Here is a 22,979-nt window from a genome sequence, read left to right on the forward strand (position 1 = left end):
ATGTTTCTCGTAACGATAAAATTACTTTTACTTGGCGCTTGTTAAAAACAAGACTTTAATTTCATCAAATCCATATTGTTAAAGAGCGTTTAAAGCATGAAGCTTTAAGTGATAGGTACAGCAAGCAGTGCTTGCGATACGTATAACTTAGAACTTGAGGCTTTCTCAAATTCCGCGCTTAACTGTCTCGGTCAGATAATTCGTGTGAACGCTATGCCAGGATTCGGCTAATCGTTTAAGGAGGTGATCCAGCCGCAGGTTCCCCTACGGCTACCTTGTTACGACTTCACCCCAGTCATGAACCACACCGTGGTAAACGTCCCCCCGAAGGTTAGACTATCTACTTCTGGTGCAATCCACTCCCATGGTGTGACGGGCGGTGTGTACAAGGCCCGGGAACGTATTCACCGTGGCATTCTGATCCACGATTACTAGCGATTCCGACTTCATGGAGTCGAGTTGCAGACTCCAATCCGGACTACGATCGGTTTTGTGAGATTGGCTCACCCTCGCAGGTTTGCAGCCCTCTGTACCGACCATTGTAGCACGTGTGTAGCCCTACTCGTAAGGGCCATGATGACTTGACGTCGTCCCCACCTTCCTCCGGTTTGTCACCGGCAGTCTCCTTAGAGTTCCCACCATTATGTGCTGGCAAATAAGGACAAGGGTTGCGCTCGTTACGGGACTTAACCCAACATTTCACAACACGAGCTGACGACAGCCATGCAGCACCTGTCTCAGAGCTCCCGAAGGCACTAAGCTATCTCTAGCGAATTCTCTGGATGTCAAGAGTAGGTAAGGTTCTTCGCGTTGCTTCGAATTAAACCACATGCTCCACCGCTTGTGCGGGCCCCCGTCAATTCATTTGAGTTTTAATCTTGCGACCGTACTCCCCAGGCGGTCAACTTATCGCGTTAGCTGCGCCACTAAAGAATCAAGTTCCCCAACGGCTAGTTGACATCGTTTACGGCGTGGACTACCAGGGTATCTAATCCTGTTTGCTCCCCACGCTTTCGCACCTCAGCGTCAGTATCAGTCCAGGTGGCCGCCTTCGCCACTGATGTTCCTTCCTATATCTACGCATTTCACCGCTACACAGGAAATTCCACCACCCTCTTCTGTACTCTAGCCAAGCAGTATCAGGTGCAATTCCCAGGTTGAGCCCGGGGCTTTCACATCTGACTGACTTAGCCGCCTACGCGCGCTTTACGCCCAGTAATTCCGATTAACGCTCGGACCCTCCGTATTACCGCGGCTGCTGGCACGGAGTTAGCCGGTCCTTCTTCTGATGTTAACGTCACAGATAGCAGTTATTAGCTACTAACCTTTCCTCACATCTGAAAGTGCTTTACAACCCGAAGGCCTTCTTCACACACGCGGCATGGCTGGATCAGGGTTGCCCCCATTGTCCAATATTCCCCACTGCTGCCTCCCGTAGGAGTCTGGGCCGTGTCTCAGTCCCAGTGTGGCTGATCATCCTCTCAGAACAGCTAAAGATCGTCGCCTTGGTAGGCCTTTACCCTACCAACTAGCTAATCTTACGCAGGCTCATCAAATAGCGAAAGGTCCGAAGATCCCCTCCTTTCCCCCGTAGGGCGTATGCGGTATTAATCCAAATTTCTCTGGGCTATCCCCCACTACTCGGTAGATTCCTACGCGTTACTCACCCGTCCGCCGCTCGTCAGCATCTAGCAAGCTAGATCTGTTACCGCTCGACTTGCATGTGTTAGGCCTGCCGCCAGCGTTCAATCTGAGCCATGATCAAACTCTTCAGTTTAATTTTTCGATCGTCTTTGCCGAAGCTTCAACAATCTAAATCTGACTCAGGTTCGCTAACTTCATTACTTCATAAAACGTATGTTTACATGAATTCACTTGGTTGCTTACCTGATAAAGCTTTTGTAGCTTCATCCCAGCAAGCGCCCACACGAATTATCTGACCAATTTGTTAAAGAGCGCTGAACGTTTGATTTGCATCCGACTCGCTACCCGCTTTCGCGTTGTGCCGTCTCGTTCAGTGAGGCGCGTATTTTACCGAACCCCGTGTCGTTGTCAACGTTTATTTTGCATTTTATTTTCGAGTATTTTCAAAAACAAAGCTGAGCAAAACACGCTAACAACTCGTTGTTATTTAATGAACAAAACCATCTAAAAGATCAATTTATTCAACCACTTAAATAACACCGCCTTGCTCTGTTCAAAGCCGCTTTCGCTGCCGTCCTAAGCAAGGAGTGCGCATTCTACAGACACCCCATTTAGAGTCAACCGCTAATTGTTAAATTATCGTGAAAAAGAGGTAAAAAAGGCCAAAAAATAAAGGCGCTCATAAAAGGCGCCTTTATTAAGAAGCTAGCGAGCCCGAAAATGATCAAATAGTAAACAATTGATGCTTCTTCTTACCAAGCTTCACTAAGAAGTACTTATTAAAGCGCGCCTTCTCAGCAGCAAACACATCAGCAGACTTGGCAATTGCATCTAACCCTTGCGCTTCGCCATTAACAATCACGGCATTTCGTTGTAGCGCGTCTTTTACTTGCTTGCCTGTTCCCATATCTGCTTCTGAGAGTAATTGCGTTAAAGGCAGATCGGCCAGATAGTTTAAATCAAGCGAAGTTGTCGGCAGGCCATCTTGGCTAAGCTGCTCATAATCTGATTCACTTAGCTGATCCGCATTACCAGAGAACAATGCTTCTGTAATACGCTGAGCCGCTTCTAAACCAGCCTCACCATGAACTAACTTTGTAACCTCACGAGCCAACACGCCCTGAGCTTCAGGACGACCTTGACGCACTTTATCGGCTTCTTCTAATTGATCGATTTCTTCTACCGATAAGAAAGTGAAGTACTTAAGGAAACGATATACATCAGCATCAGCGGTTTGTAACCAGAATTGGTAAAATGCGTAAGGCGATGTTTTATTTGCAGATAGCCAAATAGTACCTGATTCAGTTTTACCAAACTTAGTCCCATCAGACTTCGTAATAAGCGGTAACGTTAAACCAAACGCTTTATTACCATTCATACGGCGCGTTAATTCAGTACCACCTGTGATATTACCCCATTGATCAGATCCGCCTATCTGTAAAGTACATCCGTGCGATTTGTTCAACTGCTGATAATCATAAGATTGCAGAATCATGTATGTAAACTCAGTGAAAGAGATACCATCTCCTTCCCTATCAATACGCTGCTTTACAGACTCTTTTGCAACCATTTGGTTAACCGAAAAGTGCTTACCGACATCCCGCAAGAAAGTCAGCACATCCAAATTACGCGTCCAGTCAAGATTGTTCACCACTTCAGCGCTGTTGCTACCGCAATCGAAATCAACGAAAGCGCTAACCTGAGCTTTAAGTTTTTCAACCCAAGTCGAGACCGTCTCATCATCATTCAATTTGCGCTCTTGTGCTTTAAAGCTAGGATCACCAATTAGACCGGTTGCCCCTCCAACAAGCGCAAGAGGTTTGTGACCGTAAGATTGAAATCGCTTGAGCGCCAACAAAGGTACAAGACTACCAATGTGCAAGCTATCTGCTGTAGGGTCAAAGCCACAATAAAGTGTGACACTGCCATCATTAAGGTGCGCTACCAGCTCTTCTTCGCTGGTCATCTGCGCGACAAGACCACGCGCTTTCAAATCCTCTAACAGTGTCAACTCACTCATTTTCAAAAAACCCTTTAAAAAACCAAATTAAACGAGGCAGCATTCTACCTACAGGTGATGTTTTGAACAAATATCTCTGAAACACATCAACAAAATGGCTTAAAAGCCGCTACACCTTTATAAACTGATGTATATTTCTGCTCAAAAGGGCGTTAGCCCTCTATTGCTTGTTATTGGTAAGTTATATGTTGCAGCACTTTCAAACTCTAAAAAACAACTTCCCCCCTGTCCATTTGGCTGCAGCTAGCATATGCGGACTGATTTTAGGTATTACATTGCTTTTGCTTCCTTCAGAAAATGTCTCAGCGACACGGGAATTAAGAGATCACAAAAGCGCACCGGAGCGAACTTCCAACTCTTTAGCTCTACAGTTTTCTAGTGCCCATACACAAGAAAACACACCGGCATCTTTAAACGCTCCTGAGCAGGGATCGAGTACCGATCAAACACCAGATAACTGGGTCATATACAGCGTTCAAAAAGATGATAATTTAACATCCTTATTTAGACGCGCTGGGCTTAGCGCTCAAGATGTTCATTACGTTAGCCAGGCCACCAGTAAAGGCAAAGAACTCAGCCGCTTATACCCAGGCGAAAAATTGGCCTTTCAAGTGGGCAATGGCCGTTTAAACAAAATTAAGTATCAAGTAAACGCGTTAAAAACTATCGTCATAGAGTCTCTAAACCCCGGAGCACCCCATCAGTATCAGGTAAGAACAATCGAGCGCCCCCCTGAAACGCGAGAACGGTTTACAGAAGTCAGTATTCATAACTCTTTATTTTCAGATGCAGCATCCGCAGGGCTTTCCGACAACATGATCATGCGCTTTGCCTCTATATTTAGCTGGGATATCGACTTCTCCCAAGATATTCACAATGGAGACAGTGTTCGTATTATCTACAATGAGCAGTTTTTAGATGGCAAAAAAATTAGGGATGGGAACATAGTGGCCGCCCAATTTATCAGCCAAGGAAAAACCTATACCGCCGTTAGATATACTGACTCAGATGGACGCACTCGTTATTACACCCCTGAAGGTCATAGCATGCGCAAAGCCTTTTTGAGGATGCCTGTAGACTTTGCTCGCATTAGCTCTCGATTCAACCTATCGCGTAAACACCCTGTACTCAACAAAATTAGAGCACATAAAGGGGTCGATTATGCAGCCAAAACAGGAACCCCTATCAAAGCTTCGGGTGATGGGAAAGTCATTTGGCTTGGTACTAAGGGGGGATATGGACGGACTATTATTATTGAACATGGTGGCAAAATCCAAACCTTGTATGCCCACATGTCAAAGTACAATACTCAGCTTAAAAAAGGCAGCCGTGTTAAACAAGGCCAAACCATCGGGTACATAGGCAGCTCCGGCTTAGCTACTGGGCCTCATTTACATTATGAGTTCAGAGTAGACGGCACGCACAAGAACCCAATGACCGTTAAATTCCCTCAAGCAGAGCCCGTGGCAAGTAAAGAACGGTTAGCATTTCGGCAAATTGCCAACCAGATGATGGCACAATTGGAAACATACTCTGTCCGCTACGCGAGCGCTCAATAATGCAAAGAACAGACAACACTCACCCTATTTATATAGGGATCATGTCCGGTACGAGCTTAGATGGACTAGATATAGCAGCCATTTCTATTAATCCCTCTAACAATCGCACTCGCTTTATTGCCGCGCAGGGATTCGAGTTACCCAGCCTATTACGCAGCAATATCTTATCGCTCACCCAGGCAGGTAATAATGAGATCGAAAAGCTCGGACGCTTAGATGTCGCTTTAGGTCACTTATTTGCAGACTCAGTGAACAACTTTATAGCGGAACATAACCTTCCACGCGCATTGATTCACGGAATTGGCTCACACGGCCAAACAATCCGGCACCGCCCAGAAGCAGGCTTTACTCTACAGATAGGCGATGCAAATATTATTGCCGAAAAAACAGCAGTGACTACAGTTGCTGATTTCCGTCGAAGGGATATGGCATGCGAAGGTCAAGGCGCTCCGTTAGTGCCTGCATTTCATGATGATATATTTCGAGAAACAGGCAAAGATCGCGTCATCATTAACATCGGTGGCATGTCGAATATTACTATTCTATCTGAATCCAAACTGCCTAAACTGCTTGGCTTTGATACAGGGCCTGGCAACGTATTACTGGATGCATGGATTCAAAAAAACAAAGGGGTTGAGTACGACAAAGACGGACAATGGGCAGCATCAGGAACCTGCCAGCCCAACTTACTCAACGCCATGATGGGATGCGAGTTCTTCCATATAGCTCCACCCAAAAGCACTGGCCGAGAAGATTTCAATATTGAGTGGCTGGATCACATCTTAACAAGATATAACCATGTAAATGACGCAGATGTCCAAGCCACATTGCTCGAACTCACCGCACTCACAATAACAAAAGAAGTAGAACGCATAGCCCTGACAACACCTGAGCTATATGTTTGCGGCGGTGGTGCTCGCAATCAAACGCTCATGCAACGGTTACAAGCGTTAAACCCTGATTCCGAATTAGCGACCACCCATACCTTAGGGCTGCACCCTGATTGGGTAGAAGCCTCTGCTTTTGCATGGTTAGCATATCGCACATTAACCAACCAAAGCGGTAATAGCCCAGCAGTAACAGGAGCAAAAAAGAGTACGATCTTAGGCGCGATTTATCCTGCCTAATGGGACGATAAAAAATTAGCCGTCATAAAAAAGGCCTTCGTTGAAGGCCTTGAAAATTTAGATGGAGAAAGAGGAACCACAACCACAGGTTGTCGTAGCGTTCGGGTTTTTGACCGTAAACTGCGAGCCATGTAACCCTTCGCTGTAGTCGACCTCCGAGCCTTGTAGATATTGAAAGCTCATGGGATCAACAACCATGGTGACACCATGATTTTGAATTTGTGTATCGTCTTCTGCCACGGCTTCATCAAAAGTAAATCCATAAGAGAAACCTGCGCAGCCGCCACCGGTGATGTACACGCGCAGCTTTAGGCTATCATTTTGTTCCTCTTCGATGAGACTTTTTACTTTATTTGCCGCAGCATCAGTAAAGACCATTGTTGTTTCGTAATTTACTGACTCTGTCATAGTACTCTCGGAACGGTTGGTGCACGATAAAGTGCGGGTTAATCTACGCCTATTGTCAATTAACCCAGCAATTTAGTCAAGTATCAAGGCATCATGCCTAAGGCTTTCAGACCAGAGCTTTCATCCAACCCAAACATAATGTTCATGTTTTGAATTGCCTGTCCGGCGGCACCTTTGACCAAGTTATCAATAACAGATAGCACAACAACAGTGTCATCGTTCTGCGGGCGGAAAATACTTATCCGGCATGTATTAGCCCCCTTAACACTGCGTGTTTCAGGATGACTGCCCGCAGGCATCACGTCGACAAATGGCTCGTCCTTGTAGCGCGCTTCATATAGCTCCTGTAAACCATCCTTAGGGTCTTTAAGCGTTGCATAAAGAGTTGCGTGTATTCCGCGGATCATAGGCGTGAGATGCGGAACAAATGTCAAACCCACAGGGCGATCTGCCGCCAGCGCCAACCCCTGACGTATTTCCGGCAGATGACGATGTCCAGGCACTCCGTAAGCTTTCATGCTTTCATTTGTTTCGCACATCAAAGCGCCAACACTCGCACCACGGCCAGCACCACTGACACCGGACTTACAATCTGCGATCAAGCGACGGTGGTCCACCAGCTTATTTTCCAACAAGGGTATAAAGCCCAATTGTGCAGCCGTTGGATAACAACCAGGGCAAGCAATAAGCTGAGCATTCTTGATTTGGTCGCGGTTAACTTCAGGCAGCCCATAGACAGCCATTTCAACAAGATCCGGACAAGTGTGGTCAAGTTTGTACCACGCAGACCATAGCTCCACATCTTTGATACGGAAGTCTGCACCTAAATCGATAATACGTACACCGCGCTTAATTAAGTCGGGAGCCATACCCATTGCTACGCCGTGCGGTGTAGCAAAAAATACAACGTCGCAAGCCGCCAACGTATCGACATCAGGAACAGAGAATGCCAAATCATAATGTCCGCGTAGGTTGGGAAACATATCTGCCACTCGCATTCCTTCCTCCGAGCGGGATGTTATGACACTAACCTCAACTTCAGGATGATTCGCGAGTAACCGTAAAAGCTCGACTCCGGTATAACCCGTGCCGCCCACAATACCTACCTTAATCACAATAACCTCTCATCGGCATCGAAAAACTGTTATTTTATAATACCGCTATGCACGCCTAAACACTATTGGATGAGTTAAAAACAGGATGCGAAAAATCCGCGAGCTTTTGCAGAACTTTCGGGATCGACTAGCACATTACGACGCCCTACCTCAGTTAGTCGTTCTTGGATTGCTTTCGGGCATCTTAACAGGCTTTCTCATGGTCTTATTTCGTTTAGCTATTGAGCTGCCCCTGACATACTGGCTAGGACACCCAGACAGCTTCGAAAGCTTACCCCAAAGCCAACTCTTCTGGTGGCCCTTAACCGGCAGCTTGATTCTTATTGGTATCTATTTCCGCTGGCCAGCATTAGCACGACAAACAGGCATGGTTAATATGTTTGAACGCCTTGCCTACCATCAGGGCACCATCCCCGGTCGCAGCTTGATTATGCAGTTTGTTACAGCGACCACCGCGCTAGTAAGTGGCCACTCAGTAGGGCGTGAAGGCCCTGCTATTTTTTTAGGTGCCGCCTGCAGCAGTTTACTCGGTCAGCGCATGCGCTTGCCAAACAACTCCATTCGCTTACTAATTGGCTGCGGAACAGCAGCCGCTATTTCCGCCGCCTTCAACACACCATTAGCCGGTGTCATATTCGCCATGGAGGTAGTACTTTTAGAGTACACACTGATTGGGTTTACGCCCGTTATCGTTGCCGCGGTCGCCGCCGATTTAGTCATGCGCAGCACATTAGGGTACGAGAATGCGTTTCAAGTGCCCTCATTTGAGATAGGGACCTTAGCCGAAGTCCCTTGGATTATCGCGTTGGGGGTAACCGTAGGCTTGTGCAGCGCATTCTTTAATCGCCTAATGATTAAAACCATTGCATTCACACAGTGGCCAGTCGCTAGCCGTTTCTTACTAGCTGGCGTACTTACGGGTATCGTAGCGACCTTTTATCCACAAGTAATGGGCGTTGGCTACGATACTATTTCTGAAAGTTTTCAAGGCAATATAGAGTTCACACTATTATTCGGACTGTTAATTGCCAAGCTTATCCTAACCCCTATTATTCTAGGGCTTGGGATTCCAGCAGGTTTGATAGGCCCAACACTGTTCATCGGTGCTTTAATCGGCTCGATTTTTGGTGAGGTTGGCTCTTGGTTTACCGATGCCTCAATGTCACATATTGGCCTATATGCCATGCTGGGTATGGGAGCCATGATGGGAGCCGTTTTGAATGCTCCACTTGCTGCACTTGTGGCGTTACTGGAATTAACCGGCAACCCAAACATTATATTCCCCGGCATGATTACCATCGTTATTAGCAACCTAACCGTTCGCTTCTTGTTTCATATGCCATCTATTTTTATCTCATCCCTGCAAGCACAAGGGTTAGATTACAGCCAAGAGCCCCTTGCTCAGGTACTCTCACGTGCTGCCGTCGCAAGCTTAATGGATAGAGAGTTTATTGCGACAGAACCTAAAACGCTGCCGGAAACCGCACAGCAAGTGCTAGCACTCAAACCGCGTTGGCTTTTACTACAAAACCCCAATGAGAAAGCCTTATCGGTGATGCTACCTAAAAACCTATCTGAATATTTAAGCCGAGAAGCACCGACTGAGGCCATTAATCTGCTTGAAATCCCAGCTGAGCGGTTCGATATCATAGAAGTAAGTTATCGCTCCACACTCTACGAAGCACTGAAAAAAATGGATGAGCTGCGTATCAATGTCGTATGCGTTGTTAGCAACCAGGGGGACATTATGGGTATGTTAACGCGTTCAAAAATCGAATATTACTACACACACAAACAGGCCCTATGAAAGCATCGACGACAAAAAAAAATCGACTCAAAGGTTTATATGCGATCACCGACAGCATACTCATGCCTGATGATGAGCAACTCATCGCTCAGACTGAACTCGCTATTCTCGGAGGCGCTCGCATCATTCAATACCGAGATAAAACGACCGACCAAACCAAACGATTGCGCCAAGCGGCCAAGTTAGCCGAACTGTGTCATCAACATGAGGCACTACTTCTGATTAACGATGATATGTCACTTGCACAGGCAAGCGGCGCTGACGGTGTTCACCTAGGTCAAGCTGATGGCGCTGTACCTCAAGCTCGTCAGTTACTCGGAGAAAGTGCCATTATTGGCGTTACCTGCCATGATCAATTGTCTCTAGCCGAACAAGCACTTCACGAGGGCGCTGATTATATCGCCTTTGGCGCTTTCTTTAGGTCAAAAACAAAACCCCATGCATCCCCAGCCCCACTATCCTTATTGAGTGATGCAAAACAACAATTCGATTGCCCTATAGTGGCGATTGGAGGAATAACGGTGGATAATGCTCATCAAACTATTGCGCACGGGGCAAATATGATTGCCGTGATACATGCATTGTTTACAGCCCCAAATGTTAAACAGCAAGCTCAACTATTTACTGCGCTATTTGCCGCTAATTCTTAACAAATAAGGTATTTTATGTCTCGCTCTGATGATCTTTTTCAAGCAGCTCAGCAACACATCCCAGGCGGTGTAAACTCACCCGTACGCGCATTTAAAGGCGTAGGAGGCACACCTGTCTTCTTTAAAAAGGGTGAAGGAGCTTACCTATTTGACGAAGATGACCAACGTTATATTGATTACGTTGGCTCATGGGGACCTATGATTTTAGGCCATGCTAACCCGGTCGTACTAGACGCCGTTCGTTCCGTGCTAGATAACGGTTTAGGCTTTGGAGCACCCACCGCACTTGAAACAGAGATGGCCAACAAAGTTTGCGAACTCATGCCCTCTATAGAATTAGTACGCATGGTGAGTTCAGGAACAGAAGCCACTATGAGCGCGATTCGGCTGGCTCGCGGTTATACCGGACGCGATAAAATTGTAAAGTTTGAAGGCTGCTATCATGGCCATTCAGACTCGTTGCTTGTTAAAGCAGGCTCTGGCGCTCTGACACTAGGAGAACCGAACTCTCCCGGAGTTCCTGCCTCACTTGCAGAACACACGATCACGCTTCAATTCAACGACTTAGGCAATGTAAGAGAAGCTTTTGCAGAAATTGGTGATGAAGTCGCCTGTATTATCGTAGAGCCCGTTGCAGGCAACATGAACTGCATTCCACCGCAGCCAGGTTTTTTAGAAGGCTTACGTGAAGTCTGCGACCAATACGGGACAGTATTAATTTTTGATGAAGTCATGACAGGGTTTCGTGTCGCACTGGGCGGCGCTCAGGACTACTTCAACATCAAACCAGACCTAACTACTCTAGGTAAAGTAATCGGAGGAGGTTTACCTGTAGGCGCCTTTGGCGGGAAACGCGAGATTATGGAGCATATTGCACCTCTTGGCCCGGTTTACCAAGCGGGCACTCTGTCGGGCAACCCGCTTTCAATGAGCGCAGGTTTAGCCATGCTCAATGCGTTATCAAGCGATACAACGATCCATGAACAATTAGATGCCAAAACGGAATTGCTAACTCAAGGACTTGAAGCCAAAGCTTTAAAACATGGCGTACCTTTTACCACGAGTATGGTTGGCGGTATGTTTGGCCTATTCTTTACCGACCAAGAAAAGGTAACTAGCTTTGCCGAGTCCACGGCCTGCGATGCGGCTAAATTTGCTGCATTTTTCCAAGGGATGCTGAAAGAAGGCGTGTATTTAGCGCCTTCAGCGTATGAAGCTGGTTTTATGTCAGCAGCTATATCCGAAGCCGACATTGATTTCACACTAGAAGCGGCTGATAAGGTCTTTGCCACTCTCGTATGATGCTGACTATCTCTTATATGGTACTCATTGCAGGCTGCGCTATTTGCGCAGCCTTACTGTTTCGCCAACCTGAAAAACTATCTGACGCCAACAAAACACGGGCGCTTTTGGTCACGGTGGGTGCTGGCTTTATAGCCATTGCGGGTGTTACTTCCCTCATTGTTTCGCCTGGTAACCAAGATAGCGAAACCATGCTCAGGTTATTTAATAACCTTAAAAACTTCATTGGGCTTCCGCTTATCGCCAGTATTTTACTGGCCTTTAGCTTGGGCAAAGCTTTTTCGCGCGCAACATGGGGTCGCTGGGTATTGGTTTTATTTGCCTTATTCGAACTACTTCGACGCAGTGGCGCCGGAGACACTTATGCTATCGCGCTCGAAGTAGTGACCAGCATAGCTTTATGTCTCAGTTTTGTATTTGGTAAACAAACTTTGCTAAAACGCGATAAAGCCTCGATACGCTTACCGGGCATTTTGGGAGCCATTTTCATTGGTTCATCAATTTGCTTACTGGGACCTCACGCTATCGACCCCTACGCTCAGTCTAGTGACTGGCATAACATAAGCTTAGGCATAGGGCTTGCTTTACTGGGACTTGCCGCAGGGCGTTGGATCAATAGCAACCAACAGCTCTCCCCTACTTCACCTAGTTATAAAAACACAAAGTAGTTAAATGAGCATAAAAAAACCGCCGAACGCAAAAACGTACGGCGGTTTTCATGTCAGCAAACGGCTTAATAACGTTGGGCAATACCAGCCGCTTTATCAGCCCCTTCGACATCACCTGAATCATTACGAATTGAAGCAATCAACGTCCATAAGCGGCGCAGCTGTGTATTTTGACCTTGCGCTATCGCCACGCCTTTTAGGGCAACCTGCTCAGCCTGCAAAAATTCACCTAAGCGGCGATGCGTATCAGCAAGTGAGTAATAGACCTCTGGGTCCCTAGGCGCTATGCGTTGTGCACGTTGCAAACTGGTTTGCGCCGCTCGCAAATTACCTCCGTTCGTTTGCTGTTTAGCTGAATCTAACAGCGCAATAATAGCCGGGTTTTGCTGCACCTCCACGGACGATGGCGCAACGGGCACACTAGGTGCCACCTCTATAGACTCATCCCTTTGAGAGCGAACCACCTGAATAGGTGAGACAGGAGTGACCGTAACGCCGATTGAAGGATCTGCGGCGGTTACAACACTGGGGTTCTCATCGGGTACTGCTACTGTAGATCTATCTTCGATGGGCGTTTTATAAATCCCTGGAGACGAACAGCCCGCCAAGGTTAACAAAAGGCCTACTGCCAAACATTTTTTCGTATGTATCTTCATTGTTATCCCTGCCTAAACCAACGCTTGAACCAGTCTACCGGCTCATTCTTGGGGGTATTCTGCAGGGGTTCTACGCCACAATCAACCCGGTATTCAGGGCGAGTCCCTTTTATGAAGGGCACCTGAATAGCACCCTCACACCGCTCATCAGATAAGTAACCAGTGGCCTTATCAACCCACAAATATTCAACCCCTTCCGGTGCCGGAGCAACAAAAGGCTCTGGCCGCTCTGCCTTCATGTAAGCGGTCCAAGCTCTCAATGCTCCGCCCGAGCCAGTAAAAGGCAACGGTTCGTTGTCATCACGTCCAACCCATACAACAGCCAACCGGTTACCAGTAAAGCCAGCAAACCAACTGTCTCGCTGATCATTTGAGGTACCTGTTTTCCCCAGCACGTTCGTATTAGAGGGCAACTGGCTATACACATAACGCGCGGTTCCTTCACGCGCTACTTCTTGCATAGCGTATTGAAGCAAGTGGATTTCATCACCCGGAATTGTTTGCTTAACCTGATAAGGGTAACGCGACAACTCAACCCCGTCTTTATCGGTGACCATACGTATTCCACGCAGTGGCATCTGGAAGCCGTTAGTCGCTATCGTTTGGTAGTACTCAGCCACTTCAATGGGTGGTAAGCCCTGGGCACCTAAAAGCAAAGACGGGAAAGCATCAAGATGGCGAGTGACACCTAACTTATGCAAGGTATCGATAACTTTATCCACACCCACATCCAAACCAATTTTAACGGTGGATAAGTTATAAGAATTCGCTAACGCCTTGTGCATCGGTATCACGCCATGTGTTTTCTTATCAAAGTTCTGAGGCGACCAAACAGAGCCATTTGGCATTTTCAAGTTAATCGCTTCGTCTTCTACAGGCGTTACCAGTGAGTAACCGTTTCTTAGTGCTGTTAAATAGACCGAAGGCTTTATTAATGAGCCAATAGGTCTAACCGAGTCGAGCGCGCGATTAAACCCTTGGAAACGTGTGCTACGCCCACCGACAATGGCCAAGACCTCACCGGTTTGAGGATCTGTTACAACGGCACTCGTTTCAAGCTTATCAACGCGCTTACCGTACTTTTTCTCCAGCATTGCTAAAGTATCAGTTAGACCTATTTCTAATTTAGCTTGTGTAATAGGGTTTAAGCTAGAAAACACACGTAGGCCTTCTGAGCTTAAATCTTCTTCGTGATAGTTTTCTCGAAGCTGGCGTTTCACAAAATCCAGATAAGCCGGATAAGCCCCCTTGAGTAAACTCTTTTCTTTAACAACACCCAGCGGCATAGCTACCGCCGCTTGGAACTCATCTTCAGTAATTTTCCCTTGGTTACGAAGCTCCGAAAGAACTAAGTTGCGGCGACCTAAAGCACGCTCCGGGTGCCGACGAGGATCGTAAAAAGATGGCCCTTTCACCAAACCCGCTAACAACGCAACTTGGTGCAATTGAAGCTCTTTAATAGGCTGAGAAAAATAGTATTCAGACCCTAAACCAAAGCCGTGAATCGCTCTGGAACCTGCTTGCCCAAGATACACTTCGTTAAGATAAGCTTGAAGTATTTCATCTTTGCTGTAATGAAAATCCAATAACACGGCCATAGGGATTTCCATTAGCTTACGTGCCAATGTGCGATCAGATGTTAGGTAAAAGTTTTTAATCAACTGCTGCGTTAACGTACTACCGCCTTGAACGAAGCGGCCTGCTTTTATGTTAACCCACATCGCCCTCATGATACCCCGAGGCGAGATACCAAAATGATCGTAATATCCTTTATCCTCAATAGCGATCAGTGATTCAGCTAAAAATGGTGGAGCATCTTCTAGACGAATAAGATCCCTATCTTCATTGTTTTGAGGATAAACACCGCCAACTAAAATTGGCTCCAAACGCGCCAAGTTAACGTTGTTACCAGCGCCATCTCTAATACGCGAAACGCTATTGCCCGAAAAGTCGATCAATAGTTCCTGAGAAGGCTCCTCACCATCAGGAAAACGAAAGCCTCGCGTGTGCAACCGAACTCGGCTACCGCCAAACTCAGCTTGTCCGGGATGGCTTACCTTTTTAACCGGCTGATAACCTAGCCCCGACAATTCTATCTTCAAATCATCGAGTGAAAGCGGCAGCCCTGGGTACATTTCTAACGGCCGAGCAAACACTTTGGCAGGCAGCGCCCAGCGCTTACCTTCAAATTGTTGTCTAATTTGAGCATCGAGGTAAATCATCCCAATGCCACCAACCACAATCATCAAAAGGAGAATTTTTAAAAAGATTCCACGAATTACACGCCATATCCCTACTTTTTTCTTCGCTTTTCCTGCTTTCCTTGTTGAGGTCTTTTTGGCAGGTGTTCTCTTTTTACTCATCTGACCCGTATAATTCCTGTACTTATCTATCAAAGTTGAAGGTGTCATGCTGAACGTCTTACTCAAAGCCTTAGAAGACCCCGAAAACTACCCTCACCCGGTAGACGCTCCCATTCGGGTGATTGAAACACAAATATCGTGGTTATTCTTAACCGGCGAATATGCATACAAACTGAAAAAGCCCGTAAATTTTGGCTTTTTAGATTTTACCACTTTAAAGCAACGCCAGTACTACTGCGAAGAGGAGCTAAGGCTCAACCAGCGTTTGGCGCCGGACATCTATGATACCTTAATCGGCTTCACCGGTTCGCCTGAAAAACCTTTTTTACAAGAAGCCTCTCAACTCACTGATGGACAAGCTTTCGAATATGCCATTCGAATGAATCAGTTTAATCCAGAATTACGGCTTGATCTCATCTTGAACCGTGACCGATTTGAGCCCGCTTGGATTGATATGCTGTCAGACCAAGTAGCACACTTTCATAACCGCATTCCGCGTGTAGCTCAAGACAGCCCTTGGGGTAGCACCGAAACATTATGGGGTTTGGTGTCTGATAACTATCGCGATATCAATAAAGAATTACTCGAACCCGCTGACGTGCAGTTGTTGCAGCAACTTTCCCAACGAGCCGCACAGCAGTTTCGCAAGCTCATGCCCCGTCTTGAGCGCCGCAAGCTAGACGGCCATATCCGCGAATGTCATGGCGATTTACACTTGGGCAACATCACCCTTTACCATGGCCAACTTCGCTTATTCGATTGCATTGAGTTCAATTTGCAATTCCGGTGGATAGACACCATTTCTGACCTTGCGTTCCTCCTAATGGACCTAGAAGCGAAAGGCCAATACCGCTGGGCAAGTCGCTGTTTGAATAACTACCTAGAGATTACTGGTGATTATGAAGGCATCACCATTCTAAATTTTTATAAAGCTTTCCGCTCGATGGTCAGGGCTAAAGTTGCGTTACTAGGTGAATACCCAGACCCGCTAGCCTGTCGTCGATACTTGCAATTAACGCAAAGCTACACCCACCAATCACAACCGACGCTTTATTTGATGCACGGTGTTTCAGGGAGCGGTAAAAGTTATTTAAGCAGTCAGCTTATGGAGCGGACCGACTGTATACGCTTGCGCTCTGACGTTGAGCGTAAGCGCCTGTATAGAGAGCTAAGCCGCCGCGGTGAGCGTTTAGAACTGTACGGCCAAGAAATGAACGCACGTACATTCCAGCATTTACTCAACTTAACTGATGCGCTGATCGATAGCGGCTATTCAGTCATAGTCGACGCTACATTTATCCGCAAGCGCACTCGACAAAGCTTTATTAAGCTAGCAGAGAAAAGGAACACCCCGGTGCGCATTTTACGGTGTGAGTGCGAGCAAAAGCTCATAGAGGCAAGGCTAAAGCGACGAAAAGAACAAGGCGATGACCCCTCTGATGCAGATGTTGCGGTTATGCATGAGCAACTTAAACATTTTCATAAACTTAGCGAAGATGAAAAACGCATCACAGTCACCACCAACACCGATGACGATGATGCGATCAATCAATTGGTGAGCCAACTGATCGCCCAAGGGCTTATCGACCCTTAATACTAACCGGCAACATAAAACAAAGGCGCTTCGGCGTCTTTGCTCTTTCGAATTTCTGCATCAAAAACATCTGACAACAACGGGCTCTGCATAACACTTTGCGTGGTTCCTGTGCGTATAACACTCCCCTGCTTTAGCAATGTTACACAGTCAGCAAAACGTGCCGCTAGCGATAAATCATGCAAGATAACCACCACAGCCAACCCTTGAGACGCCATACGTTTCAGCTGCTTCATCACTACATACTGATGCGATAAATCAATTGCTTTTAGAGGCTCATCAAGCACCAATGCTCTCGTCTGAGAACTAACCTGCATAAGTAATCGCGCTAAATGAACACGCTGTTGCTCACCTCCCGATAAGCGCGTGTAATCCTGATCACGCAACGCCAATAAATCAAACGTTTCTAGTGCATGATCAAGGGTATTCACCGATGCTTCGGTATCTAAAATGGAATGAGATACTGGGTACCCCCCCATAGTAACGACTTCTTGTACACTAAAAGGAAAGTCCAACCATTGTTGTTGCAGCAAAACAGCCAATTGCACTGCTCGCTCGCTTACAGATAGCTTGCCAATGGGGCAACCAGCACACAGTACCGTGCCAGAACTTGCTGCTTGCAAACCGGTCATAGCTCTAATCAAGGTCGATTTGCCCGCCCCATTAGGCCCTAGAATCACATGTAATTCCCCAGCCCTAGCTGCAAAAGACACGTCTTTTAAGAGTGTATTCGTTTGCTCAACAACCGTGAGTTTTTTGGCTTCTAAATAGATCGCAGCATGACTCATCTCGCTCGCCCTTTATGTCGCCAAAGAATCAAGGCCATGAAAAATGGACCACCTATTAATGAAGTAATTAATCCAATTGGAAGCTCCCCGGGTACCATCAGTGTACGCGACAACACATCCGCAATTAACAGAAACACACCACCAGCTAATAAGGACATGGGCAAAACACGTCGGTTATCTACACCCACCAGCACACGAACAATATGCGGCACAACCAACCCCACAAAACCAATCAGCCCCACACAAGAAACAACAGCGCCAACCAATAAGGCTACGCTAATAATTAAACGCCATTGCAACACGGGCACATTCACGCCCAAAAGCAACGCTTGCTCGCTACCCAACAGCAACACGTTAAGCATACGTGCACTGCGAATAATCATTGGAACTAAACCGATAGTAAGCGCGACCAACAACGCAATTTGTGACCAGTTTGCTTGTTGCACATTCCCCATTAACCAAAAAGTCACTTGTCGTAACGTCATGGTATCCGACGCATATTTAAGCACGGCAATACCCGCCGTGGCTGTGGCATTAACTGCGATTCCCATTAGCAACATAACCACGACCGACAAACCTTGCCCTCCTGATGAAAGGCGCATAACCACAGCGGTTACGAGCACCCCTCCCAAAAAGGCCGATAAAGGCAAACCTAATAAATCCGCCAAAGGATGGTCGATTAACGGTGCTCCCAGAACCTGCCACAACACAGCGGCAAAAGCCGCACCACCGGATACGCCTATCAGCCCTGGATCGGCTAATGGATTGCGAAAAAGCGACTGAATAACAGCACCGGAGACCGATAAAAGAGCCCCGCATAATAAAACTAAAATAGCTCGGGGTAGGCGTAGCTCAACCAAAATACGATGCATAATGTCCGACGTGTCCCACCAGGCAGATATAGGAATCCAAACCGACCCTGCATGTAAAGCAACACCCCCTATTATCACTACTAAAGCGGCGCTAACAGACCAAAAAACTGCAGACCTAGTGAATCGCAATCTAACGCCCCTTTTCTAAAGTAAAATTAACGGGTATCAGAACGTCAGCCGCTACCACTATCCCATCATGCTCGGCAGGGTAAAATTGCCATTGTTTAGCTGCTTTAATAGCCGCCTGATCTAGGGCTATGTCCCCTGAGCTTTTCTCTATCTGCACTAACGATATCTCGCCTAACGGGCTTAACGAAACGCGCAACATAACAACCCCTTCAACTCCTCGCCTGCGGGCTGATCGCGGGTATTTAGGGGCCAATGGTGTGTTTTTGTATCTCACATCTTTTGATAGTAGCTGCACGACAGATGTCGCACTAGGCGGCGCTGTTTGAACTGGCGTTAACGGAGACTTAGCCGCTTTTGCTACCGTGCTGCCCTGAACATTCACTTGCTTATTGCCCGCTACTTGCGACGTTAACTGTCGAGCATTGTTAGCAGGTAAAGTTAGCGCACGTTCTTTCGTGGAAGAAATGATGGGATCAACCGGGCTGGTAGCTTCTGTTCTAGTAGTGGGCTTGGGCTCTTGCGGTTTTATGTTGTTAACTGGCTTATCCATCGCATTATTAAGCACTGCAGCATCCATCTCATTAGGCATGACCTTGGTTGTGTCCGCAGGCGTAATGGATTCATCAACAACACCCTCTTTTGGCGGACTGATAGACTTCAAACCTACCTGTAGGTGGGTCTGATTTAAAGAAGGCTCTATTGCGGCATACCCTATCCTTTGTTGCCACACATAAAAGGCCGCTGCGTGTATGACAACGGAGATAAACAACACAATCGGCCAAATCCTTCTGTGCATGCGCCCTTCTTTATCTCTAATTTCACCCTAAACACCGCACCAACTGTCAAGCTAAGGACATCAAATGGCGAGAAATCAGTTAAAATATATAATCTACTAAAATACTAGCGCTACTTGTCTAGGGCGCCATCATATCATTGTTTTAAAAAAGGACGCCTGATGTCACCTATTTGCTCCATTAACGACATAACAGACCCCGGCGCAAAAGGCATTTTACACAACGGTGTCTCCTTTATGGTTATCAAAAAAAATGATCAATTTTATGTGTATGAAAATAGCTGCCCTCATCAAAGAATTGCACTCGAATGGCAACCTGATCAGTTTTTAGACATCGATAAGCAATTCATTCAATGCGCCATGCACGGAGCGCTTTTCACTATTGAAACAGGGCAGTGCATAGCTGGCCCCTGCCCAGGAAGGTCACTAACTCCAGTGCCTCATCAGATTATCGACAACACACTCTATCTGCCTTAACTCTCTACCTGCCTTAATTTGGCAAATTACTATCGCATTTTAGACAAACGCTCCAACGCCAACTCGATACGATTTATCCCAGTGGTGTATGAAAATCGAATATAGCGATTAGCATTAAAGCGCCCAAAATCTAAGCCTGGCGTAACGGCTATATGCTGCTTTTCCAATAACTCCCAACAATAACTGAATGTATCATCCGTGAGGTGAGAGGCATCAGCATATACGTAAAAGGCGCCCTCGGGGGTTAATGGAATCCCAAAGCCCTGCTCCCGTAGGCCATCGACCAACAAGTCTCTGCGCGCTTCAAACTCGCGACGGCGTGACTCTAGTATCGCAAGCGTTTCTGGTTCAAATGCAGCCAAAGCCGCATATTGGGAGATAGTAGGCGGCGATATGTATAAGTTCTGAGCTATCTTTTCGATACTTTCAACAGCACTTTCAGGGGCAACTACCCAACCTAAACGCCACCCAGTCATGCCAAAGTATTTTGAAAAACTATTGATGACAAATGCCGTGTCGTCCACCTCAAGAACAGAAGGCGCATCAAAACCGTAAGTCAGCCCATGATACAGCTCATCAACAATTAACTGCCCGCCTTGCTCTTTAACTGCCGCTGAGACCTCTGCTAGCTGCTCACGATGCAATACTGACCCGGTTGGGTTAGCAGGAGAGGCGACTAAAGCTCCTGCCGTATCACTCGCCCAATGCGTTCGGATCAAATCAGCCGTCAGCTGATAGGCTTGCTGATGATCAACGGGAACTAGCTGCGCTTGGGCATCGACAAAACGCAAAAACTGACGGTTACATGGGTATCCAGGATCCGCCATCATAAAACGGGATCCGCCATTCGCTAACAAACCAAATACCATCAATAAAGCACCCGACGCTCCCGACGTAACAATCACCCGCTCTGGAGCAATGTTCAGTCCGTATCGCTGCTGATAAAAATCAGCAATAGCCACCCGCAACTCAGGAATACCTGCTGCTGGCGTATATTGTGTAAGCCCTTTATCAATCGCCCTATGGGCCGCTTCACGGATAGGCGCAGCCGTCGCGAAATCGGGCTCACCGGCTTCCATATGAACAACATCACAACCTTGCGCATCCAAAGCTTTCGCTCTTTTGAGCAGATCCATGACTTTAAAAGACTCGATTTCACTCGCCCGTTGCGACCACTGTGTCATATTAACCTCTATAATGTAGCGATAGCCGTTGATTATAAACCACCGCAGTAGCATGCCTAAGCTTGTATTTACTGAAAAATCGACTCATTACAGGTATTGCTGTTGAATTATGAGAGATATTCGACGATTTTTTCATTCATAGGACTAGCCTAACGTGAGGCGTTCTGGTAATTTCCTCAACCTTCCAAGCTCAGGAAGCTGGAATTACATAGTATTGGACTGCTGGTTTGTCCTTAGACCCCCAGCCATTTCGGAGAAGTGAGGCGCATTATGCCAAACCCTAACGATTCACAGTTCTCTCACTTTGTGCCTTACGAGGCAGCCAAGGATGAGGAGTATATGAACGAACCCCAGAAGGATCACTTCCGCGATATTCTTCTGGCTTGGAAAAAACAATTGATGGAAGAAGTGGATAGCACAATCCACCATCTTCAAGAGGAAGCATCCAACTTTGCTGACCCGAGTGATCGCGCCAGCCAAGAAGAAGAATTTAGCCTTGAGCTTCGTACTCGCGACCGTGAGCGTAAATTGATCAAAAAAATCAATGAGGCCATGGAACGTATCGACGACGACGAATACGGCTACTGCGATGCCTGCGGTATTGAAATTGGTGTTCGCCGTCTAGAAGCGCGCCCAACGGCTACTATGTGTATTGACTGCAAAACACTGGCCGAAATCAAAGAGAAGCAGATCGGTTCTTGATCGGTCTTCATCGACAGGTGAGTCAGACTCGCCTGTCGAACTCTCCATAACCAAACCTATATCCAATGTATATTGGTCGCTTTGCTCCATCGCCCACCGGCCCACTTCATTTTGGATCATTAATTGCCGCTTTAGCTAGCTACGCCGACGCTCGTTCATCAGGTGGACAATGGTTAGTGCGTATAGAAAATACAGACCCACCTCGCGAAGTCCCTGAATCAACACATCAAATTTTACAAACACTAGAAGCGTACGGTTTTGAGTGGGATGGCAACGTCGTATGGCAACATCTACAGCATGACAAATACCAAGCCGTGCTCGATAAAATGGTTCTTGAAAGGCTCGCTTATCCATGTGATTGCTCACGCAAACAAATCATGCAACGCCATCACTCAAACCGCTATGACAATCACTGTCGTCACCGAGACGTTGTTTCAACCCCCTCTGCTATGCGATTTAAAGCACAAGACTCTTACAACGCTCATGCACAAGAGCAGTGGAGCGATCGTATTCAAGGACTAGTCACCAGCCCATGCAGTGACGATTTTATTTTAAAGCGTAAAGATGGGTTATGGGCCTATCAACTTGCTGTTGTCGTCGATGACATAGAATCACAAATCACCCATGTGGTCAGGGGATCTGATTTGCTACATGAAACCCCCAAACAGATGCAACTACAAATAGCCCTTAATGCACCCACCCCAAGCTATGCGCATATCCCAATCGCAACGTCAAAAACTGGCCAAAAATTGAGCAAGCAAAACTTAGCTAGAGCTATACAACCTCATGAAAGTAGCAAGTTATTGACTGAGGCGCTGGTTTTTCTCAACCAGATAGTAGATCCTGATTGGTCTGCAGCTTCGCCACATGAAATTTTACAGCAAGCAATCAAAAACTGGGACATGACTCGCATCCCCCAACAGCTCGCTTTAGTGCGAGAGAAAGGATAAGCACTATGTACTCGCATCGCGTTATTCTTTTACTACTGGCTATGTGCTGGCTATTTTTACCAGCGGTATTTAGCTGGTGGCTGCAATTGGAACACAGCTTTGGACTTACCTTTTTAGCGTGGGCAATTGGCATCGCGATCTGCCTACATAGTGACCTTAAGCGAACTCCAT

At 46.8% G+C, this 22,979-nt stretch carries 19 protein-coding genes and 1 rRNA gene; 10 read left to right on the forward strand and 10 right to left on the reverse strand.

The window, feature by feature from the left end:
- Positions 1-236: 236 nt before the first annotated feature.
- Together BS617_RS12065 and tyrS are read right to left on the reverse strand one after the other, a co-directional pair.
- Positions 237-1,777: ribosomal RNA gene (locus tag BS617_RS12065) — 16S ribosomal RNA — on the reverse strand.
- 591 nt (positions 1,778-2,368) lie between these two features.
- Positions 2,369-3,664 (reverse strand): tyrosine--tRNA ligase, encoded by a 1,296-nt coding sequence (gene tyrS / locus BS617_RS12070; protein WP_075173042.1) that lies wholly within the window; start codon positions 3,662-3,664, stop codon positions 2,369-2,371.
- A gap of 185 nt (positions 3,665-3,849) precedes the next feature.
- Between tyrS and BS617_RS12075 the strand changes: the two genes are divergently transcribed.
- Positions 3,850-5,223 carry a peptidoglycan DD-metalloendopeptidase family protein gene (locus BS617_RS12075; protein WP_075173043.1) on the forward strand — a complete coding sequence of 458 codons (1,374 nt, stop codon included), beginning with the start codon at positions 3,850-3,852 and terminating at the stop codon, positions 5,221-5,223.
- Positions 5,223-6,350 carry an anhydro-N-acetylmuramic acid kinase gene (locus BS617_RS12080; protein WP_075173044.1) on the forward strand — a complete coding sequence of 376 codons (1,128 nt, stop codon included), beginning with the start codon at positions 5,223-5,225 and terminating at the stop codon, positions 6,348-6,350. The genes BS617_RS12075 and BS617_RS12080 overlap by 1 nt, the downstream gene beginning before the upstream one ends.
- 57 nt (positions 6,351-6,407) lie before the next feature.
- Here BS617_RS12080 and erpA read toward each other — a convergent pair whose 3' ends face one another.
- Positions 6,408-6,758 (reverse strand): iron-sulfur cluster insertion protein ErpA, encoded by a 351-nt coding sequence (gene erpA / locus BS617_RS12085; RefSeq protein ID WP_075173045.1) that lies wholly within the window; start codon positions 6,756-6,758, stop codon positions 6,408-6,410.
- Positions 6,759-6,841: 83 nt separating this feature from the next.
- Complete coding sequence (gene argC, locus BS617_RS12090; RefSeq protein ID WP_075173046.1) at positions 6,842-7,873, reverse strand: N-acetyl-gamma-glutamyl-phosphate reductase; 1,032 nt, start codon at positions 7,871-7,873, stop codon at positions 6,842-6,844.
- Between the two features lie 85 nt (positions 7,874-7,958).
- Here argC and BS617_RS12095 point away from each other — a divergent pair, with 85 nt between their 5' ends.
- Genes BS617_RS12095 through BS617_RS12110 form a run of 4 tightly spaced genes read left to right on the forward strand, consistent with a single transcriptional unit; the run spans position 7,959 to position 12,300 of the window.
- Positions 7,959-9,680, forward strand: coding sequence for a chloride channel protein (locus tag BS617_RS12095; RefSeq protein WP_075173047.1), 1,722 nt, complete (start codon positions 7,959-7,961; stop codon positions 9,678-9,680).
- On the forward strand, positions 9,677-10,330 hold the full coding sequence (thiE, locus tag BS617_RS12100; protein ID WP_075173048.1) for a thiamine phosphate synthase: 654 nt from the start codon (positions 9,677-9,679) through the stop codon (positions 10,328-10,330). The genes BS617_RS12095 and thiE overlap by 4 nt, the downstream gene beginning before the upstream one ends.
- Positions 10,331-10,345: 15 nt before the next feature.
- Entirely contained in the window at positions 10,346-11,632 is a 1,287-nt protein-coding gene (gene hemL / locus BS617_RS12105) for a glutamate-1-semialdehyde 2,1-aminomutase (protein WP_075173049.1), read from the forward strand.
- Positions 11,629-12,300, forward strand: coding sequence for a hypothetical protein (locus BS617_RS12110; RefSeq protein ID WP_075173050.1), 672 nt, complete (start codon positions 11,629-11,631; stop codon positions 12,298-12,300). Before hemL ends, BS617_RS12110 begins: the two co-directional genes overlap by 4 nt.
- Positions 12,301-12,365: 65 nt before the next feature.
- Here the strand turns inward: BS617_RS12110 and BS617_RS12115 are convergent, their stop codons facing one another.
- On the reverse strand, positions 12,366-12,956 hold the full coding sequence (locus BS617_RS12115) for a tetratricopeptide repeat protein (protein ID WP_075173051.1): 591 nt from the start codon (positions 12,954-12,956) through the stop codon (positions 12,366-12,368).
- A 2-nt stretch (positions 12,957-12,958) separates the two neighbouring features.
- On the reverse strand, positions 12,959-15,319 hold the full coding sequence (gene mrcB, locus BS617_RS12120; RefSeq protein ID WP_075173052.1) for a penicillin-binding protein 1B: 2,361 nt from the start codon (positions 15,317-15,319) through the stop codon (positions 12,959-12,961).
- A 46-nt stretch (positions 15,320-15,365) separates the two neighbouring features.
- On the opposite strand from mrcB, the gene BS617_RS12125 reads away from it, so the two are divergent.
- Positions 15,366-16,913, forward strand: a complete 1,548-nt coding sequence (locus tag BS617_RS12125; RefSeq protein ID WP_075173053.1) for a bifunctional aminoglycoside phosphotransferase/ATP-binding protein — start codon at positions 15,366-15,368, stop codon at positions 16,911-16,913.
- A gap of 2 nt (positions 16,914-16,915) precedes the next feature.
- On the opposite strand, the gene BS617_RS12130 is transcribed toward BS617_RS12125, so the two are convergent.
- The 3 genes from BS617_RS12130 to BS617_RS12140 are packed head-to-tail and all read right to left on the reverse strand — an operon-like array spanning position 16,916 to position 19,498.
- Positions 16,916-17,701, reverse strand: coding sequence for a heme ABC transporter ATP-binding protein (locus tag BS617_RS12130; protein WP_083610013.1), 786 nt, complete (start codon positions 17,699-17,701; stop codon positions 16,916-16,918).
- On the reverse strand, positions 17,698-18,702 hold the full coding sequence (locus BS617_RS12135; RefSeq protein ID WP_075173054.1) for a FecCD family ABC transporter permease: 1,005 nt from the start codon (positions 18,700-18,702) through the stop codon (positions 17,698-17,700). Before BS617_RS12135 ends, BS617_RS12130 begins: the two co-directional genes overlap by 4 nt.
- A gap of 1 nt (position 18,703) precedes the next feature.
- The gene (locus tag BS617_RS12140) at positions 18,704-19,498 is read right to left on the reverse strand and encodes an energy transducer TonB (RefSeq protein ID WP_083610014.1); all 795 of its coding nucleotides are present in this window, start codon (positions 19,496-19,498) and stop codon (positions 18,704-18,706) included.
- Between the two features lie 159 nt (positions 19,499-19,657).
- Between BS617_RS12140 and BS617_RS12145 the strand changes: the two genes are divergently transcribed.
- On the forward strand, positions 19,658-19,972 hold the full coding sequence (locus tag BS617_RS12145) for a Rieske (2Fe-2S) protein (RefSeq protein ID WP_075173056.1): 315 nt from the start codon (positions 19,658-19,660) through the stop codon (positions 19,970-19,972).
- A gap of 29 nt (positions 19,973-20,001) precedes the next feature.
- Here BS617_RS12145 and BS617_RS12150 read toward each other — a convergent pair whose 3' ends face one another.
- Positions 20,002-21,156, reverse strand: a complete 1,155-nt coding sequence (locus BS617_RS12150; protein ID WP_075173057.1) for a pyridoxal phosphate-dependent aminotransferase — start codon at positions 21,154-21,156, stop codon at positions 20,002-20,004.
- Positions 21,157-21,426: 270 nt separating this feature from the next.
- Between BS617_RS12150 and dksA the strand changes: the two genes are divergently transcribed.
- Together dksA and gluQRS are read left to right on the forward strand one after the other, a co-directional pair.
- Complete coding sequence (dksA, locus tag BS617_RS12155) at positions 21,427-21,858, forward strand: RNA polymerase-binding protein DksA (RefSeq protein ID WP_075173058.1); 432 nt, start codon at positions 21,427-21,429, stop codon at positions 21,856-21,858.
- A 65-nt stretch (positions 21,859-21,923) separates the two neighbouring features.
- Positions 21,924-22,808, forward strand: a complete 885-nt coding sequence (gene gluQRS / locus BS617_RS12160) for a tRNA glutamyl-Q(34) synthetase GluQRS (protein WP_075173059.1) — start codon at positions 21,924-21,926, stop codon at positions 22,806-22,808.
- Positions 22,809-22,979: the final 171 nt, after the last annotated feature.

The sequence above is a fragment of the Neptunomonas phycophila genome, from assembly GCF_001922575.1.
Taxonomy (GTDB): domain Bacteria; phylum Pseudomonadota; class Gammaproteobacteria; order Pseudomonadales; family Balneatricaceae; genus Neptunomonas; species Neptunomonas phycophila.

Coding starts and splice junctions, on each gene's coding strand:
- tyrS (WP_075173042.1), bottom strand. CDS start 3,664: ATGAGTGAGTTGACACTGTTAGAGGATTTGAAAGCGCGTGGTCTTGTC.
- BS617_RS12075 (WP_075173043.1), top strand. CDS start 3,850: ATGTTGCAGCACTTTCAAACTCTAAAAAACAACTTCCCCCCTGTCCAT.
- BS617_RS12080 (WP_075173044.1), top strand. CDS start 5,223: ATGCAAAGAACAGACAACACTCACCCTATTTATATAGGGATCATGTCC.
- erpA (WP_075173045.1), bottom strand. CDS start 6,758: ATGACAGAGTCAGTAAATTACGAAACAACAATGGTCTTTACTGATGCT.
- BS617_RS12095 (WP_075173047.1), top strand. CDS start 7,959: ATGCGAAAAATCCGCGAGCTTTTGCAGAACTTTCGGGATCGACTAGCA.
- thiE (WP_075173048.1), top strand. CDS start 9,677: ATGAAAGCATCGACGACAAAAAAAAATCGACTCAAAGGTTTATATGCG.
- hemL (WP_075173049.1), top strand. CDS start 10,346: ATGTCTCGCTCTGATGATCTTTTTCAAGCAGCTCAGCAACACATCCCA.
- BS617_RS12110 (WP_075173050.1), top strand. CDS start 11,629: ATGATGCTGACTATCTCTTATATGGTACTCATTGCAGGCTGCGCTATT.
- BS617_RS12115 (WP_075173051.1), bottom strand. CDS start 12,956: ATGAAGATACATACGAAAAAATGTTTGGCAGTAGGCCTTTTGTTAACC.
- mrcB (WP_075173052.1), bottom strand. CDS start 15,319: ATGAGTAAAAAGAGAACACCTGCCAAAAAGACCTCAACAAGGAAAGCA.
- BS617_RS12125 (WP_075173053.1), top strand. CDS start 15,366: ATGCTGAACGTCTTACTCAAAGCCTTAGAAGACCCCGAAAACTACCCT.
- BS617_RS12130 (WP_083610013.1), bottom strand. CDS start 17,701: ATGAGTCATGCTGCGATCTATTTAGAAGCCAAAAAACTCACGGTTGTT.
- BS617_RS12140 (WP_083610014.1), bottom strand. CDS start 19,498: ATGCACAGAAGGATTTGGCCGATTGTGTTGTTTATCTCCGTTGTCATA.
- BS617_RS12145 (WP_075173056.1), top strand. CDS start 19,658: ATGTCACCTATTTGCTCCATTAACGACATAACAGACCCCGGCGCAAAA.
- BS617_RS12150 (WP_075173057.1), bottom strand. CDS start 21,156: ATGACACAGTGGTCGCAACGGGCGAGTGAAATCGAGTCTTTTAAAGTC.
- dksA (WP_075173058.1), top strand. CDS start 21,427: ATGCCAAACCCTAACGATTCACAGTTCTCTCACTTTGTGCCTTACGAG.
- gluQRS (WP_075173059.1), top strand. CDS start 21,924: ATGTATATTGGTCGCTTTGCTCCATCGCCCACCGGCCCACTTCATTTT.